Source organism: Candidatus Arthromitus sp. SFB-mouse-NL (assembly GCF_000709435.1).
Taxonomy (GTDB): Bacteria; Bacillota; Clostridia; order Clostridiales; family Clostridiaceae; genus Dwaynesavagella.
The window spans coordinates 1,226,087-1,244,682 of record NZ_CP008713.1; the positions used below are offsets into that span (position 1 = coordinate 1,226,087).

General features: G+C 28.4%; 15 protein-coding genes. 5 read left to right on the plus strand and 10 right to left on the minus strand.

Translation table 11 applies throughout. The features are described from left to right. Nucleotides 1–20: 20 nt before the first annotated feature. The 10 genes from SFBMNL_RS05900 to SFBMNL_RS05945 form a co-directional block, all read right to left on the minus strand. On the minus strand, nt 21–1,379 hold the full coding sequence (locus SFBMNL_RS05900) for a sensor histidine kinase (protein WP_005805581.1): 1,359 nt from the start codon (nt 1,377–1,379) through the stop codon (nt 21–23). A gap of 1 nt (nt 1,380) precedes the next feature. Beyond that, the gene (locus tag SFBMNL_RS05905; protein ID WP_042294821.1) at nt 1,381–2,043 is read right to left on the minus strand and encodes a response regulator transcription factor; all 663 of its coding nucleotides are present in this window, start codon (nt 2,041–2,043) and stop codon (nt 1,381–1,383) included. 152 nt (nt 2,044–2,195) lie between these two features. Then, a complete protein-coding gene (locus tag SFBMNL_RS05910) occupies nt 2,196–3,080 on the minus strand; it encodes a PepSY domain-containing protein (RefSeq protein ID WP_007439718.1) in 885 nt (294 codons plus the stop codon). Nucleotides 3,081–3,228: 148 nt separating this feature from the next. Then, nucleotides 3,229–4,428 (minus strand): glucoamylase family protein, encoded by a 1,200-nt coding sequence (locus tag SFBMNL_RS05915; RefSeq protein WP_005805576.1) that lies wholly within the window; start codon nt 4,426–4,428, stop codon nt 3,229–3,231. Nucleotides 4,429–4,531: 103 nt separating this feature from the next. Next, nucleotides 4,532–7,858, minus strand: a complete 3,327-nt coding sequence (locus SFBMNL_RS05920) for a GH36-type glycosyl hydrolase domain-containing protein (RefSeq protein ID WP_042294822.1) — start codon at nt 7,856–7,858, stop codon at nt 4,532–4,534. Between the two features lie 110 nt (nt 7,859–7,968). Continuing rightward, nucleotides 7,969–9,675, minus strand: coding sequence for an ABC transporter ATP-binding protein (locus tag SFBMNL_RS05925; RefSeq protein ID WP_042294823.1), 1,707 nt, complete (start codon nt 9,673–9,675; stop codon nt 7,969–7,971). A 121-nt stretch (nt 9,676–9,796) separates the two neighbouring features. Beyond that, nucleotides 9,797–10,765 carry a siderophore ABC transporter substrate-binding protein gene (locus SFBMNL_RS05930; protein WP_081832589.1) on the minus strand — a complete coding sequence of 323 codons (969 nt, stop codon included), beginning with the start codon at nt 10,763–10,765 and terminating at the stop codon, nt 9,797–9,799. Nucleotides 10,766–10,787: 22 nt separating this feature from the next. Then, nucleotides 10,788–11,543 carry an iron ABC transporter ATP-binding protein gene (locus SFBMNL_RS05935; RefSeq protein WP_005805569.1) on the minus strand — a complete coding sequence of 252 codons (756 nt, stop codon included), beginning with the start codon at nt 11,541–11,543 and terminating at the stop codon, nt 10,788–10,790. Further along, the gene (locus SFBMNL_RS05940; RefSeq protein ID WP_042294825.1) at nt 11,537–12,517 is read right to left on the minus strand and encodes an iron chelate uptake ABC transporter family permease subunit; all 981 of its coding nucleotides are present in this window, start codon (nt 12,515–12,517) and stop codon (nt 11,537–11,539) included. Before SFBMNL_RS05940 ends, SFBMNL_RS05935 begins: the two co-directional genes overlap by 7 nt. Beyond that, nucleotides 12,507–13,466, minus strand: a complete 960-nt coding sequence (locus SFBMNL_RS05945; RefSeq protein ID WP_005805565.1) for an ABC transporter permease — start codon at nt 13,464–13,466, stop codon at nt 12,507–12,509. Before SFBMNL_RS05945 ends, SFBMNL_RS05940 begins: the two co-directional genes overlap by 11 nt. Before the next feature lie 163 nt (nt 13,467–13,629). Here SFBMNL_RS05945 and SFBMNL_RS05950 point away from each other — a divergent pair, with 163 nt between their 5' ends. Genes SFBMNL_RS05950 through SFBMNL_RS05970 form a run of 5 tightly spaced genes read left to right on the plus strand, consistent with a single transcriptional unit; the run spans nt 13,630 to nt 18,596 of the window. Continuing rightward, nucleotides 13,630–14,589 (plus strand): ABC transporter substrate-binding protein, encoded by a 960-nt coding sequence (locus tag SFBMNL_RS05950; protein WP_042294826.1) that lies wholly within the window; start codon nt 13,630–13,632, stop codon nt 14,587–14,589. A gap of 2 nt (nt 14,590–14,591) precedes the next feature. Continuing rightward, nucleotides 14,592–15,575 (plus strand): FecCD family ABC transporter permease, encoded by a 984-nt coding sequence (locus SFBMNL_RS05955; protein WP_005805561.1) that lies wholly within the window; start codon nt 14,592–14,594, stop codon nt 15,573–15,575. Continuing rightward, the gene (locus SFBMNL_RS05960) at nt 15,576–16,586 is read left to right on the plus strand and encodes a FecCD family ABC transporter permease (RefSeq protein ID WP_042294827.1); all 1,011 of its coding nucleotides are present in this window, start codon (nt 15,576–15,578) and stop codon (nt 16,584–16,586) included. After that, nucleotides 16,586–17,374 carry an ABC transporter ATP-binding protein gene (locus tag SFBMNL_RS05965; RefSeq protein ID WP_005805558.1) on the plus strand — a complete coding sequence of 263 codons (789 nt, stop codon included), beginning with the start codon at nt 16,586–16,588 and terminating at the stop codon, nt 17,372–17,374. Before SFBMNL_RS05960 ends, SFBMNL_RS05965 begins: the two co-directional genes overlap by 1 nt. Then, nucleotides 17,364–18,596: an MFS transporter gene (locus tag SFBMNL_RS05970; RefSeq protein ID WP_042294828.1), complete on the plus strand. Its 1,233-nt coding sequence runs from the start codon at nt 17,364–17,366 to the stop codon at nt 18,594–18,596. Before SFBMNL_RS05965 ends, SFBMNL_RS05970 begins: the two co-directional genes overlap by 11 nt.

Genomic DNA, 18,596 nt, shown 5'->3' on the forward strand with positions numbered 1-18,596 from the left:
TCTATAAAACATAGACCATTTTATTTCTTAAACGAAACTATAACCTCTGTAAAAAGGCCAAACTCGCTTATTATTTTTAACTTACCTTTATAAAGTCTAACTAATTGAGTCGCTATAGATAATCCAATTCCAAAACTATTGTTATATTTTCTAGATTCATCAACTCTATAAAACTTATCAGTAACTTTAAGTATATGCTCTTTCTTTATTCCAATACCGTTGTCTCTTATAGATATATAAACATTATCCTGATCTTCATACGATCTTATATTAATAAACTTTTTCTCTTTATCACAATACTTTATCGCATTATCCACAAAAATTATCAGCAATTGTTTCAAATGCTCCCTCAATATTTTTAAATAAATATTATTTGACTTATCAAAATTAAACTCTATATCTTCAGATAAAATATCAAATCCATATATAACTTCTTCTATTATCTGATTAACATCAATGTATTCATCAACCTTAAATGAAGAATATGTTTCCATTTTATTTAAATTAAGAAGATCATTTACAAGTTTTATTAATCTCTCTAATTCTTCGGAAGCAATCTTAAGTGATTTATCTAAAGTTTCTGGATCATTTTTACCCCATCTATTTAACATCTGAAGATGTCCTTTTAATATCGTTAAAGGAGTTCTAAGTTCATGAGACGCATCTTGAACAAATTGTTTCTGTTGATTAAACAATTTTTCAAGTTCATCCATCATTGAATTAAATACAATACCTATCTTATAAAACTCATCATTTCGATTTAATATCTCAACACGATTAGATATTCCCTTCTCTTTAACATTCTCCATTGTAACTTTTAAAAATTTGAGTCTATTTACAAATTTCCTCGATATAAACATACCAGCAATCAAACTTATTATCACTATTATAATAATAGATAGTATAACTATAGGTACTAAACTATCTATAAAATCTTCGAATATTTCAATTTCTTTCTCTATATAAACATAAAATGTTTTGCCATTTAAATAGATAGGACTATTTAATACTATCTTATCTTCCCCATCTACTCGATTCAAATAAATAATCTTTTTTGATGGAAAATTGCTATATGAAATTTTATTCGGAACATCATCTGTTGCCAAATAAATATTCTTCTCTGCATCATATATCCAAAAATCAACATCCTCAAACTCAAAAAATTTAAGATGTGTTGCCTTTTCAACACTATGATAATCAAAAAACGATTCTATTTGTTTAAATGTATTTTTAATACTATCTTTCTCATAATCAATTATCCATATCCTAATTATAAAAAACTGAAATATATAACTAATAGATACAATAACTATCATAACGGAAAATATCATTATAGACATTTGCCAAAAAGTTGATAATCTACCCAAGATTTTTTTCATATCACCTTACCACATACCCAACACCACGAACAGTTTGAATATAATCATTGTTATTTAATTTTGACCTTAAATGTCTTATATATACATCAACAACATTATTTTCTCCATCATAATCATATCCCCAAATATGCTCTATTAAGAAGTCCCTCGATAGAACTTTATTTTTATTTTTTATAAGATACACAAGTAACTCATACTCTTTTGTAGTTAAATTTATTTCTTCTCCTGCACATTCAACAGTTCGAGATTCTATATTAATTACAATATCTTTGAACTCAATAATATTTAATACTTCTGTAGAATTCTGTACACGTCTTAAAAGTGCTTCAATCCTTGCAAGAAGTTCCTCTATGGCAAATGGTTTTACTAAATAATCATCGGCTCCCATTTGAAATCCAGAAACCTTATCCATAACGCTATCTCTTGCAGTTAACATTATTATAGGAGTTTTCTTGCTCTTTCGAATTCTTCTACAAACCTCTAGTCCATTTAAATATGGTATCATAAGATCCAAAATTATCAAATTAAATTCAGCACTTAATGCCTTCTCTAATCCTTCCTTACCATCATAAGAATTTTCAACTTCATACCCTTCATATTCCAATTCCATTTTTAAAAAAGAAGCTATATTCTTTTCATCCTCTATAACAAGAATCCTAACCATTTACTGCACTCTCCTAAACTTTTACTCCACTGTATTATAACACACATAAACGCTTTCTTTTATAAAAAAAGAGGCTAGCATAAAACTAACCCCTTCATAATCTCTCTGTCTAATTAATCTTCGTAGAAAATTCCGTTAACGTATTTTCCCTCCTAGTCTATATCTTTTATCCAATTATTAACAACTTCTACATCATAAACAATTCCATCTTTTGTCTTAATTGTAAATTCATATTCCATAACTCCGTCATCCCAGTCTTGCTTAATTTTCAAGAAAGTTGCTCCAGGAAATTTCTTTAAAACTACATTTTTTGCTGTTTCTAATCCATTGTTAGTTGATGCTACTTGTTGAACTTGTGGAGTTTGAACTGGTTGCTGTACTGTAGTTTGTTGAGTAGATGATACTTGAGTATATTTATAAAAATCAAAATCATCTTCTAATTCTACTTTTGTAACTGTTCCATTTTCAGTCTCAACATCTACTTCATAAAAAAGTCCATTAGATCCCTTAACTATAAACTCATAAATAAATTTTCCTTTATCAGCATCTTGCTTATGAGCTATAACTTGTCCTCCTTGTATTTGTGCAGCAGCAACTTGTTGACACTGTTCAAATGTTTTATTTACAGTAAAAAGACTTTGATTTATAAATCTATTCCCATTTGCATCAATATCATAATCTATATCCCAAACTCTTCCATTTGAAGTTACTAGATCTAAATCTCTTTTTCTTCCATTATTATCTCTAATTTCAAATTCTACTATTTGTACACCATCTTCATAATCATATTCATACTTAACTACAGTTCCTGGAATTATGCTTAATGCCTTTTGTTTTAATTGATCAAAACTTAATCTAGCTGTTGTAGATGTATTAACAACATTAACCTGATTTGTAACTGGTATGCTAGCAACTGATGCTTCAGTAACTGCATTCACCTCAGTTACATCACTCCTTTGACTAATCACAGAACCTGCTGCTACTAATAAAGCTGCAGAAAAGATACTTGCTACTATTTTCATTCTATTTTTCTTCACTTTAAACCACCCTCCAAAATAAATAAAAAACCATACCATAATAATACGATTCTTATTCTAACTAACATTACATTTAGATTATAATCTAGTAACAATAAGATAAACTTAAATATAAATTAATCTTACATAAATTATTAATTAAAATTTTTTAATAATTCGAGAACTCAAGTATCTCAAATGCTCTCTTTATATATTTATTTCTATTTACAAGATCCCATATAAGGCCTGTCCTATAATTCTCAATCATGATCATAGTTATTCCCTTATCGATACCTATTTCATAATCACAATACCAATTCTCATCTAAATTATAAGAATCTTTAAACCCATATTTACCCCACACACCATCCTTCAAATTATTATACATATATTCTATAGCCCCAATGCTCTCGTCTGGAGTAAATACCAAAGATGAAATCGCTCCATATATAGCTATTGTTCCATCGTTCGTTGAAAGATTAAGACATGGTTTCGTTCCAAGCGTTCCTACATATCCTCTTGGAGTTTCACATGGAGTTATTCCCCAAGAATTTTCCCCATAAGATTTAAATTTTTCAGAATTATCAATACAATGCTTTCTATTTAAAATAGTTGCTATCTTAGAATTCAAAAAGAAATCCATTCCCTCCCTATCCTTTTTACCTCTAAAATCAATAAATCCATGAGAAAATTGATGGGTAAATAATGAACCAAATGGTGAAAACATAAATTCATCACCACTGACATGCACCTTGTGTCTATCAAAATCATAAAACATTTCCTTATTTATACTATAAAAGGGAGAGGATACCCCTAAAAAATACATAATAAGTTGCTCAGCATAGCTATCCCATTCACCAAAATGAGTATTTGTTCTGTCATCATAACCCATATAAAATCTATTGCTCCCTTTATTTCTAAAAAACCCCCAGTCAATCCTACTGTAAATTTTTTCAAAATACTCACTAACTTCAAGACCAAAATATTCAGAAGATACCAATGCTCCCATAACAAATAATGCTGTATCTATAATAGAAACTTCAGAATTCCAAGCTGTCTTACCCGTTTCCATATTCAAGAAATGATTAAAAAATCCTTTTGTATTAGATGCATTAAAATAAACACTCTTAAGCGTATTTAGACTTCTTTCATATGCAGACTTGTAATCAATATATCCTCTAAATGCACCTATAACTATTGCACATAGCCCAAACCCCGTTGAAGATATTGAAGAAACATTTTTGTGACTATCAAATTTGGCTGTGGAATCTTTAACAAGTCCATATCCATCACCAGTTTTACTTACTTCATTCCAAAAAAAGTCAAAGCATCCTCTATTCTCGAGTTCCAAAATACGATCAATACTCAATTATCAATCCCTCATTTCATAACTCTCATTAATATAATTTTCGTAATTCTTATTCAATACTTCATAAAAAATAATAAAACCTTATAGAAAATTTCTATAAGGCTTACGGTATAAACACTTCAATTATATTTTTATCATGTCTAAGTCTCTCATTTAAAATTTGTTTTTGAATAGACATAAATTCTCTTCCATAAATATTCTTTTCACGTACAAACTCTATATCTTCTCCATTTAATTTTATATTTAACTCATTATCTCTTATATATAAAATCTCACTACCATTTCCTAAAATTTTATAACTACACTTTAATTCTTCAAATGTTCTTGATATTATAGGATCGAAAATAATTCTATCTTTAACTTCCCGTATTCCTATAATATTTGAAATGAGTTGATTTATATATATCCCTGGTCCACTTGAATATATTCTCCATCCCCCTTTAACTTCCACATTTCCATGCTTTAATTCATTAAATCTATCTTGAAAATCATAACGATTATTAAATGCCCCATCAGAACTTGAAAAATATACATTACTTTGCCTAAAATTTGCATTTTCTACATAATCATTAAGTTTTATTGGAATTATTTTGTATAAGGACTCCCAAACTTTCTCTTCACGTCCAAGCTTGCACATACTCTCAATAAATCTAATATGTGCATGAACATATTGAAGGGATATCTCCCTTCCAACATTTGATGCTTGCTCTGCACGCTTAAATATCTTAGGAATTCCCCCGTTATATCTAGGAGTATTATTCATAAGCCGTACTCCATCATTAAAAGTCAAATGATCATCTATTATTTTTTCATTGATCATTGCTTGCTCTAAATCAATTATTTCTGAAATTATACTCCTCGTAAGTGGGAGAAGTCTATAATTTATCCCCGTTATTTTATCAAAAGGATGAAGAAGATATTCTATTTCATCATCTTCATTGAAATATAAAAATCCACTTACTACATCATCTTTTATTGCGTATTTCAAAAAACATTCTCTAATTCCTATATACATCTTACGTATATTTTCTTTAAAATCATTGTCAGGTATAACATTATATAAATCCTTTAAGGTTTCATAAGAAAGTGCCATAGTCCAGGTTGAAACTAATCTCTCTTTAAAATTTTCATTAATTGGTTGGAGTGTATCATCCCAGTCTCCACCAGCATAACTTATCAAATAACTATCTTTTATAAATCTACCTTCAATTGAACGCACTGCTCTCTTAACATGATTCAATATACTCTCTTTATGAGTTATATCACATGATGGAAAACTTCTATATACAATTTCCTCACTAAAAATAGAATCATCGCCAGTATTCAAAACATATTCACTAAGAGCCTTAAGTGGCCAAAATATGATATCACCATGTGAATCATCTTGTTGCATATTATATTTATCAAACATAAACCACTGAGGGAATTCGCCATTTTCTATAAATTGATGGGAAAATAATTCAAGAAGTACCTCTTTAATTATTTTATAATTATTAGTACAAGTGAAAAATTCAATAGGTCCCTGACAAACATCTCGAGTACCCCAAGCAGCACCTGAAGATTGCTCTAAACCATGAGGAGAAGAAAAATGTATTAATGCATCATGAGTATAGAAATATATTATTTCATTGAGCTTATCAACATCATATTTGGAACTTTTTCCTTCAAGTTTAAACCCATTTAATAATTCTAAATAAAATTCATTAAATTTTTCTCTCTCATGATCAAGAGAACTTAAATCAGAAAATGAAATATTTTCTTCAAATGATCCATCTATTGAAATAGAAAATTCTTTACTCTTTTCAATTTTAAAAGTTATTATACTTTTATCTCTTCCTAAATTATCTTTAAAAAAAATTCCATCATCACCTAAATTAAATTTACAATTAAAAAAATTAATTTGATAATTTATATTCTTATATGTATTACTTAGAAAAGATCCTTCAAGAGGCTTAATCATAACTCTATCTAATTCCCTATTTAAATAAAATCCATTACTATACTCTCTATCACCCATAACAATTTGATTTGTAATAATAAACTCATACTCGATCTTTTTCTGAGATCTTACATTTAAAACAATCTTTGTTTGATCCCTCAAAACATAATTTTCAATTATAATAACATCATCATTAAATTTATAATACCATCTAGAGAAGTTCGTACCAATCTCATAAATACCTGAAAGTGTAAGCATCCTAAATTTATCATTTATTTTTATATAAATCCTTTGACCTGAATTTTTGATAACATTTAAAAGACCTCTATTACACGACATCATTTTATTTAAACTAGTATTCCCAAGAGCAATCTGTGAATTAAAAAGTCCAAACATATAATTTGTAGAAGTTATAATATTTGTATTTATCTTCTCATTATCAATTTTATTTATAATAATATTACCATGTGGCCGCTCACATAAAATTTCCTTATCTTGAAGAACAACATGAGTATGATAATTTGTAAAAAACGAAAGTAATTCATTATCCTTATACTCTTCAAACTTCCTCTCGTTATATATAGAACATATTTCATTATGCGTAAACTTTTTAGAAGAAATTTCTGCTCCAAATTCTTCCTTCATCTGAACTCTTTTAAGTTTTTCGAAATTGTTTCTAAGCCTTAAAACTTTTAAATACTCAATAACAACATCCTCTTCATATTTAAGAGTTTCAATTGAAGTTTTATAATCTTCTCTGAAAAGTCCATAAAAGCAAATATTTTTATTATCATCCACTCTCATTTTCTCAGTTTGAAGAACAATATATGCGAGCTCAAATTGATAGTTTTCCTTAGGAAGATCTTTGTCAATAAGATATGGTACACCACTTTTTTTATACTCTAATGAAAAAAATTGTGTTTGATCAGTTGAATAAGAAATAATATTCCCATTTATACATCCGTGCTCAACATATGGGAATTTCCCTCCTTGATCTTGATTCTGTCTTGAACAAACAACAAATCCATTTGAAGATTTTATAGCTTTATGGTCTATATATTGACTCGTATAAAGTTCATTATTTAAACAAGCATTCTTATTTGAAATTGAAATATCTTGGCAATACAAAAGATCAACCTCAAAATTTTTCCCATTTAAATAAACTTCATAAAACCAAATAAGATGATTCGAAAGAGTAAACCTCACACGATATGAAATTCCAAAAGCATCGCCTTCAAACATCATAGAATTTGAATCAAAATAAATTTCTCCATTCGACTTTCCTCCTATAAGTGGAACAACTTTAACTCCATCATGCTCATATATTCTCAAATAAATATTGTTGAGTGACCCATCTCTAAACGTCCCGTTAAACATATTAATCATAATGTCTTTATGTAAAATTTCAAAAATATCTCCACTTTTTAAAAATTTAAAAACCATATCCTCCTTCTCAAAAGTTAAGAATTCAAAATCTGGTTTAACTATCATCAAAAGTCCCCCTACAACACAAAATCTTTAAAATTATTTTCTCTCACTTAAATAATAAATATGTAAATAAAAAGGTGGATCTAACAAGATCCACCTAATACTTAAACCTTTTAAACTGTACTATACAAACTTTTATAAACTCCACCCTTATCTATTAATTCATTATGAGTTCCTCTCTCAACAATTCCACTCTTACCTATTAATAATATCTCATCAGCATTTTGAATTGTTGAAAGTCTATGAGCAACAATTATATTTGTTCTACCTTTTGATAGCTCTTCTAAAGATTCTTGAATCTCACGTTCTGTTATATTATCAAGAGCTGATGTTGCTTCATCCAATATCATAATTTTGGGATCCTTCAAAAAAACTCTCGCAATAGATATCCTTTGCTTCTGTCCACCTGAAAGCTTAAGACCTCTTTCCCCAACAAAAGTATCATATCCATCCTTAAGACTCATTATAAAATCATGAATTCTTGCCTTAATACATGCATCCATAACTTCCTCATCAGTCGCATCAGGTTTACCTATGATTATATTATCCCTTATACTCCCCGTAAACAAAAAAACTTCTTGAGAAACAATCCCAATATTTCTTCTCAAAGAATCCAAAGTAACCTCTCTTATATCAATCCCATCAATCTTTATACTTCCATCACACACATCATAAAACCTTGGGATCAAACTACATATAGTTGTCTTCCCTCCCCCTGATGGGCCAACAAGAGCAACAGTTTTGCCCGCATCTATCTTAAGATTAAATCCATTAAACACTTCCTCATTGTTGCTTTCATATCTAAATGTCACATTATCTATAATAATTTCTCCATTAACATTTTTAAGTTCCTTCGCATCTTTTGACTCTTTCTCTGTTTCAACTTTCAAAAGCTCCTCAAATCTTTGAAAACCACTCATACCATTTTGAAATTGATCGGAGAAATTTATAAGTTTCCTTATTGGTTGAATAAACATCTTAACATATAGTACATAAGCAACAAAATCACCTATAGTAATATATCCATTAAATGTAAAGACAGCAGATGCTATAAGTGCAATAAGTTCAAGCATATCAACTAAGAAAAAAGTTCCTGAAAAAAACTCTCCCATTTTCTTATACGCATATTCTCTTGCTTCTCTAAACATATCATTTGAATTATCAAACTTATTAAGTTCACTCTTCTCATTTACAAATGACCTCGTAACTCTGATTCCTGAAATAGAATTTTCAATAACAGCATTTACATCTCCTGTCTTAATTCTAGTTTCCCTAAACGCACTACTCATTTTTCTACGCTTAATTATTGAAAATACAACTATCACGGGAACAAAGGCAAATATAATAATAGCAAGAAGTACATTTATTCTACAAAGCAAAGTAAATGAACCAACAAACATTACAAGAGAAACAAACACATCTTCTGGACCATGATGTGCAAGCTCAGATATTTCCATAAGATCATTTACAATTCTAGACATAATAGCACCAGTTTTATTATTGCTAAAATATTCATTAGGCAATTTTTGAAGATGTTTAAATACCTTTCTTCTCATATCACCTTGCATTCTAACTCCTACAACATGTCCATAATACTGAATAAAATAATTGAGTCCAGCCTTAATAGTAAAAATAACAAGTAAAATTATACAAAACACAAATATCATTCTTATATTTCTATTTGGAACAGCATCATTTATTATATTGCGTGTTATCATTGGATAAACAAGATCTATTATAGCCACCATAAACGCTGCCAACATATCCATAAAAAACAATTTTTTATATGGAGCATAGTAACTTATAAAACTCTTTAACATATCTAAATCCTTTCTTAAAATATCAATTTAATTATCAAATAAAAAAACTACATCATAATGACGCAGTTTTTTTATTTCATTCTAATTATACAATTAGTTACAAATATTTTTATATCATTCACTAGAATTTACTCATAAAATTTTCAATTTCAGCTATCATACTATTTGTTGAATTAAATCCACCAGAAACCAAATACCAAACTTGAGCATCTAAATACACAATATTTTCATTTTTATATGAATCTGTTGATTTTATAAGATCATTATCTAAAACTGTCTCAGCAGCTCCTTCCCCAGAAGTAGCCACTCCTCTATCTATAACAAACAATACGTTTGGATTCTTATCTACTACATATTCAAAAGATACTTGCTGTCCATGTGTTGAATCCTGAAGAGTCTCATCAACATTCTTGAAACCAAAACTATTATATAAAATACCGAATCTTGACTTATCACCATAAGCACTTAAATTTCCTTCACTAACTAATAATGTTAATGCATTTAAGTTCTTTGAAGTTACTAAAGTATTTAATTCACTTATCTTAGATTGAATTTCGTTTAATTTTGTTGCAACAATATCCTCTTTGCCAAATATACTTCCCAAAACATTTGCATTATTAGTTAAGTCTTCCATATATTTTGAACCATCTATACTCAAAAGTATAGTTGGAGCTATTTGAGAAAATTTATCATACATATCAGATTGTCTACCGCTTATTATTATAAGTTCTGGATTAAGTGCATTGATTGCTTCAAAATCTGGTTCTTTTAATCCACCTAAATTTTCATATTTACTATCTTTATATTTTTCAAACATCTTTGGTAAAGTTTCTTTTGGAAGTCCCAGCACATCAATTCCCAAATTTTCTAAAATATCTAATGATCCATAATCAAATGTAACAACTCTTTGAGGATTTTTATTTACCTCTGTTTCACCTTTTGTATGTTTAACCATAATAGTTTCAATATTAACTCCTTGATATGCATTTTGATTATCGGTTTTATTTGTAGTATTTTCACCTACACAAGAAACTAAAAATCCAATAAGCAACATTGAACATGTTATAGATAATTTTTTAATAAACTTCATAATCTTAATTTTCCCTTTCTTATTAATAGTAAATACTGATCTTATTTCCATTTATGTTTTGGACATCAAATTTAATTTGATAGATCTCTTCTAAAACATTCTCATCTATTATATCACTTGTTTTTCCCTGCTTGTATATGACTCCATCTTTAAAAGCAACAACATAATCTGAATAACAAGAAGCAAAATTTATATCATGCATAACAATCACTATTGTTTTTCCTAAATCATCACAAAGTCTTCTTAAAACTTTCATCATTTGAACTGAATTGCTCATATCCAAATTATTCAAAGGCTCATCAAGAAAAATATATTCTGTCCCTTGAGCAATAACCATAGCAATAAAAGCCCTTTGCTTTTGTCCTCCACTTATTTCATCTAAAAATTTATCTTGTATATCACAAAGTTTCATATACTCAAGAGCTTCATCAACAAATATTTTATCTTCATTAGTTAATCTACCTTTAGAATATGGAAACCTTCCAAAACTAACTAAATCACGTATGGTCAATCTAATATTTAAATTATTTGATTGTCTAAGAATAGATATCTTTTTAGATAACTCATCTTTTTTATAGCTACTAATATCCCTGCCATCTAAATAAATTTCTCCGCTCTCTTTTTCAAGTAATCCAACTATTATTGATAAAAGAGTACTTTTACCCGCACCATTAGGTCCAACAAAGGAGGTAAGCTTCCCCTTTTTTATATCAAGAGATATATTGTTAACTACACGATTACTACCATAAGACTTAGAAACATCTTTAATCTTTAACATACCTTACTCTCCCTTAATAGCAAATACATAAAATAAATACCCCCAATTAAATTTATAACTACACTCACAGGAGTCGATATTTTCAAAACCCTCTCAAGCAATAACTGTCCAAATAACAATACAAATACCGATAATAAACTCCCTATAGTAACTATATTAGAATGTTTATAACTTTTCACAATTTGCTTAGTAGCATTAACAACCAGTAGTCCCAAAAATGTAATCGGTCCAACCAAAGCTGTAGATATAGATATTAAAATAGAAACTATAATGAATAATTTTTTAGTTAACCTATCATAATCCACTCCTAAACTTATCGCATGATCCCTACCCAAACTCATAACATCTAAATATTTGAAATCCTTTAACACAAATATCAATGTAATGACTATCATTATCACTGATATAAACAAAATATCTTCATTTATATTGTTAAAGCTTGCAAAAAGTTTATTTTGAAGCATTAAATACTCATTGGGATCAATCATTATTTGCATAAATTTTGAAAGACTACTGAAGAGAGTTCCCAATATAACACCAACTAGTACAATTAAAATAATATTAGCTCTATTCTTTTTCATCAAAGACGAATAAAGAAATGTAGATATAACAACCATCAACACTATACAAATCAAAAAATTAATTCTCTTATCACTAGTAAATATGTGTATTGATCCAAACACATAAACAATCACAGTTTGAATCAAAACATAAAACGAATCAAGTCCCATTACATTTGGAGTCAAAAGACGATTATTTGTAATAGTTTGAAATAATATTGTAGAAAAAGATATTAATGATCCCGTTAATACGATTGCAATTAATTTAGGTATACGCTGTGAAAGTGAGTACTCTAAGTTCCCTTTCCTAATACTCATGAACAAATAAAATAGAGAAACTATTACTATTAGGATCGCAAGAAACATCGTAATTTTTTCAAAAGACCTATCTTTATTAACACGTTTACTTCCCACGATTATTCCTCCTTAATACTATAAAAAGAAACAATATACTTCCAATTACTCCTACAGTAACTCCTATTGGAAATTCATATGGATAAATAACAACTCGTCCAATTATATCACAAATAAGTATAAACACAGAACCAACAAGCGCAATATCAAAAATACTTTTATTTACATTATCCCCTTTATACATAGCAACTAAATTAGGAACTATAAGTCCAATAAAAGGTATACTTCCAACTGTTACAACCACTATAACAGTTGCTAATGCAACTATAGAAACTCCAATATTAACCACTCTATCATAATTAAGTCCCAAATTTGTAGCAAAATCTTTTCCCATTCCAGCAACAGTAAACATATTTGCATAAACTATAGTAATTATAACAAGAGGAATGCTCAAATATAAAAGCTCATAATTTCCCTTCAGAATCATTGAAAAATTACCCTGCATCCACGAACTAACACTCTGCAATAAATCAAACTTATATCCCAAGAAAGTCGTTATGGATCCAATAATATTACCAAAAATAATTCCAACTAATGGTACAAATACCACGTTCTTTATCTTGAGATTTCTCAAAAATATTATAAAAATAAATGTACCAATCAATGCAAACACAAAAGATATAATTGTTTTTTGCATTATACTTGCACTAGGAAATATAATCATAGCTACCATTATTCCAAGCTGTGCTGAATCAATAGTTGCTCCAGTTGTTGGCGATACAAATTTATTTTGACTAATCTGTTGCATTATAAGTCCACATATACTCATAACAACTCCCGCAATCAAGATGCTTATGAGTCTCGGTAATCTACTCACCAAAAAAATCCTAATACTGTCAATATCTCCATTTAAGATTTCCCATATCGTTATATTTTTAGCTCCTAAAAATAGTGAAATCAAAGATAAAACAACTAAAAGTAGTATTAAGATTAAATACCTCTTCTTCATTTAATTTCCCCACACCTAACTAACTTGACTTACTTTATAAATATGAGTAAAATGATACTTATTATCATTAATGATATCACCATTATAATATCTAAAATTAAACTTGTCTATCATTAAATGATAATTAATATTACTTTTTATTTTATAAAGGAGATATTTATAAATGAAACTATTGTCAATTTTAAAAACTACATTTATATGTTTTTTTGCTGTACTTATTGTTGGATGCACATCTTCAAACAATAATTCTAATGATAATAATTCTACAAATAATACATCTCTCGAAATGATAACTGTTAAAGACTCAATTGAGGATGTTCAAATACCTAAAAATCCTAAGCGTATCGTAGACCTAAGTGGTAATAGCGATATACTTAGCATTCTTGGATATTCTGTTGTAGGTACAGCAAACTCTGATGCTTACGACTACACTAAATTCCCTTCTTATCTAGAAGAAACTTTAAAAGATGCTAAAATTTTAGGTTACAGTATGCAAGATACTGTAGATATTGAAGGTGTATTAAATCTTAATCCTGATTTAATTATAATTTCAAAAACACAAGAGAAAATGTACGAACAATTAAAAAGCATAGCACCAACAATAATGATAGAACTTGAACAAATAGATTGGAAAAAAGATATACTTAAAGTTGCCTCTATATTAAATAAAGAAGATGCTGCAAACAAATGGCTTGAAAATTATGAATCAAATGCTAAACAAAAAGGAAATGAAATTAAAGAAAAATATGGTAATGAAACAACCTATCTTTCAATACTTGCAAGTGGTGGACAAATATTTGTATTTGACTCTGCTGGGGTTGGTGGAATATTGTACGAAGATATGGGGCTAAACAAACCTGCTAAACTCCCTGTACAGGATACTATAAGTCTTCCTGTCGTAAGTTACGAAGGATTATTAGAAATAGATTCAGATTATATGATTCTAATAGGAACTGATGAAGATATAAATGCTTTGAAACAAAGTCCTATTTATAATAACTTAAATGCAGTTAAAAATAATAATGTTATCGAATTACCATCAAGTCCATACTTCAATATGGTCTATAGTTCCATTGGAAGAGATATATTTGTAAATCAATTTGTTGATTTAATGGGGAATTAGTTATGAAGATAAGTAAAAGATTAATCTCAATTACTGGATTTATTTTACTTCTTATAGGGATCTTAGCCTCAATTAACATTGGGGCTAAAGATATTCCTCTAAAAAATGTGTTTAATTCCATATTTTTTTATGATGGATCTGTGGAAGCACAGCTTATAAGAGATGTGAGACTCCCTCGAGTTATTTCTGCTCTATTAAATGGAGGCATTCTTTCTATATGTGGAGCAATGATTCAAGGAGTTATGCGTAATCCTTTAGCTGATCCATCTATAATCGGTATAACCCAAGGAGCTACTTTAGCTATAGCGCTATCTACAATTTTTCCTATAGGTCTTGGAATCTATGGAAATTTTTTTATGGCTCTTATAGGTTCTGCATTTAGTGGTATAATAGTTTTGATAATTATGAAAAATTCTTCACTAAACCATAACATATCTAAACTACTCCTTGCAAGCACTGCGATGAGTACACTTTTCATATCTATTGCATCGATGATTGCTCTAATTAAAAATAAATCTCAAGAATTAGCATTTTGGATTTCTGGAAGTTTAAATCAGAATGGATGGTTACAAGTTATTTCATTAATAATCATAGGTTCTATATTCTGTTTTCTATCTATCTTGATGATTAATGATCTTAATATTTTAAATCTCGGAGATGAAAATGCAATAGGTCTTGGAGTATCTCCATCTAAAGTGCGTTTAAAAATTATTTCCATAATAATCCCTCTTTGCTCTATTTGTGTCGCAACATCTGGTAATATTAGCTTTATTGGACTTCTTGTACCACATATAATAAAGAAATTAGTCGGAACTAATTATAAAGATGTATTGCCTCTATCTTTCTTATTTGGAAGTGCTCTACTTATCTTCAGTGATATAATTGCTAGAACAATTCTATCTCCATATGAACTTCCTATAGGAATATTTACATCATTTATTGGAATTCCTATATTTCTATTATTAATTAGAAAGGAGAATATATAAATGAAAAAAGCTTCATTAGTTTTTTTAATATCATCAATAATACTTGTCTTGTCTGTTCTCCTCTATTTAAATCTCGGTAGTTACAAAATGAGTATAGCCGATATATTTAAAACATTTTTAGGTAATGGAACAAATCCTCAAAATTTTGCTATATTTGAGTTAAGATTACCAAGAGTTATATTAGCTATTATTGTAGCTTTTGCTTTAAGCATATCTGGAGTGATATTCCAAACAATAACAAAAAATCCTTTATCAGAACCAGGCATAATCGGAATAAATTCTGGGGCAGCATTATTTGTTATTCTATTAATTTCATCTAACACAAGTACATATTATTCCAAACTTCCAATATCAACTGTCTTACTCATGCCAATCGTTGCAATAATAGGTGCAATGTTTTCAATAATTTTGATTTATTTATTTGCATACAAAAAAAGATTTAAGCCAATAAAATTTATTTTAACTGGTATTGCTATAAATACAGGATTTTCTGCTATAATTTCATTTTATCAACTTAGCGTTTCTAAAGGCGATTATAATCAAGTTTTAACATGGACTAGTGGAAGCCTTTGGGGTAGCAACTGGAATTATATACTACTAACTCTTCCATTCATATTAATTTTAATAATTGTTACCCTAATTAAAAGTAAAACACTAGATATACTCACTCTTGGTGATGAATTGTCTTATGGAATTGGTGTAAATGTACAGAAAGAGTCAGTATTATTTATATTTATAGCATCATTCCTAGCTGCTATTGCCACATCAGTTGCTGGAAATATTGCTTTCTTAGGATTTATATCACCTCAAATATCAAAAAGTATAATTGGGTACTCTCACTGCAAAATAATTGTGTTATCTGGAATCATAGGTTCTATAATTTTAGTATTATCTGATGCTATAGCAAAAAACTTATTTTCTCCAATTGAAATTCCTGTTGGAATAATTGTATCAATCTTAGCTGTACCATATTTTATATTCTTAATTATAAGAGATAGGAGGTTTAAATAATGAGAATAAGAACTCAAAATCTTCAAGTTAATTATGATGAAAAAATTATAATTCCTTCTCTAAATCTTGAAATACCTGAAAATAAAGTAACCATATTAATTGGTCCAAACGGATGTGGTAAATCCACACTCTTAAAATCAATTATGAGAATTATACCAATAAAAAGTGGAAAAATTTTTCTGGACGATAAAGACATGAAATCCCTATCTCAAAGGGAAATTGCTAATAAAATATCGATATTACCTCAAACTCCAATTGTTCCTGAAGGCATAGACGTTAAAAATTTAATTTCATATGGTCGATTTCCTCATAAAAAATCACTTTCTGGTTTAAACAAGGAAGATTACGAGATAATTAACTGGGCAATGGAAAAAACAGGTATACTAGATATAAAAGATAGGATTGTATCAAACTTATCAGGCGGACAACGTCAACGTGTTTGGATATCATTAGCACTTGCCCAAAAAACGAATACAATAATATTAGATGAACCAACAACATACTTAGATATGGCACATCAACTTGAAGTATTAGAGTTACTTCAAAAACTAAATAGAAATAATAAAACAACCATAATAATGGTAATTCATGAATTAAACCACGCAACAAAATTTGCTGATAATATTATTGGAATGAAAAATGGAAATGTACTTTTTCAAGGTGATCCTTCAAACGTGATAACTAAAGAAAATTTAAAATTACTTTATGAGATAGATGCTACCCTAGTAAAAAATGAAGAGAAAGGATATCCAATTTGCATGGATTACTCAATAATTAATGAAAACTAATAAAAATTTTAAATTAATTCTATTAGGTCAAATTATAAGTTTATTTGGAAACACAATACAAAGATTTGCATTATCTCTTTATATATTAGACATAACTGGTAATCCTGCTATATATGCTAATATTCTAGCATTATCAATCATTCCATACATAATTCTAGCACCAATTGCAGGTAATATAGCAGACAATTATAATAAAAAATATATGATGATATTTCTCGATATCATATCAGGAATTCTTATGGTAATTTGCTTTATATTTTTTATATTTAAAATGGAATCTATATTCCTCATAGGTCTTGTTATGATTTTATTATCTGCTATATCTGCATGCTATGGCCCCGTCGTAACAGCATCTATACCTCAAACTGTTAAAAATAATTATCTTCAAAGAGCAAATAGTTATATAAGTCAAGTAGGATCATTATCAAATATTCTAGGTCCAATACTTGGAGGTATACTCTATGGATTTTTAGGTATTAACATTATACTCATATTAAATGGATTAAGCTTTATTATATCTGCCATATTAGAATGCTTTATAATACTTCCAAAACAACAAAACACAATACATAAATCTTTAAACCTATTTATCTCATTTGCTCATATTACAAAAACATTTAAAATACTATCCAAAAATTATAAAACAATCTTGGGTATAATTTTATCATACGGATTATATAACATTTCAATAGTACCAATAAACTCTGTACTACTACCAACAATAATAAACTTAGATTTTAACTTACCATCTCAAATGTATGGAATAATAGAAAGTATAATAGCTAGTGGTTTACTCATAAGTGGGATTTTAATAAATTTAAAACCTAATTTATTTAAATTTAGTACCCACTATAAACTGAATTATTTAATGCCATTATCAATGTTACTTGTAGGCACACTATTAATAATAACAAATAATATAAACATAGGTGTACTTGGAATAACATTGGGAGGATTTATTATTATGTTTTGCCTCGGCATAGGAAATATTGTAACTCTTACATATATACAAACTTCTGTACCCCAAAATATATTAGGTAGTGTAAGTGCATTATCTACTGCAATTGCAACTGGATCAATCCCAATTGGACAGATATCTTTTGGCTACTTACTTCAAGGACGATTAAATAATGGATCCATTTTATTAATATCTGGTATAATAGCTATTTTGGTTTGCAATTTTGTCAGATCAAATATCAAAAATAATTTAATAAAAATATAA